The 419-nt window shown below is 60.9% G+C and carries 1 protein-coding gene; it reads right to left on the bottom strand.

Annotated features, from left to right (window positions below):
• On the bottom strand, positions 1 to 419 hold a 419-nt coding region (locus D7X55_RS41700; RefSeq protein ID WP_147470526.1), incomplete at both ends, for a DNA adenine methylase.

The raw sequence follows: 419 nt of genomic DNA, 5'->3' as shown, positions 1-419 counted from the left end.
CTCCCAGTACGGAGGATCGAGCAGGAACAACGTTTCGGGCCGATCGTACTTCTCGATACACCGCTGCCAAGTCAGCTGCTCGATCACCACCCCCTGTAGCCGGAGGTGGGCATCACTCAGATCCTGTTCCAGTCGGAGCAGGTTGATGCGTTTTGTCGCCGTCGGGCCAACGCCCAGCGACTGCCCGTCCACCTTTCCACCGAAGCTCAGCTTCTGCAGGTAGTAGAACCGCGCGGCGCGCTGGATATCAGTCAGCGTTTCGACGTGCTGCAGCTGAGCCCACCGGTACATTTCCCGGCTGGTCAGTGACCAACGGAAGTGCCGAACGAACTCGTCCAGGTGATTGGCCACCACGCGGTAGAGCCGAACCAGCTCGCCGTGCGTGTCATTCAGGACTTCAATCTTGGCCGGTGCACGCT

The sequence above is a fragment of the Corallococcus sp. AB049A genome, from assembly GCF_003668885.1.
GTDB classification, from domain to species: Bacteria; Myxococcota; Myxococcia; order Myxococcales; family Myxococcaceae; genus Corallococcus; species Corallococcus interemptor.
This window is presented reverse-complemented; position numbering and strand designations above follow the sequence as displayed.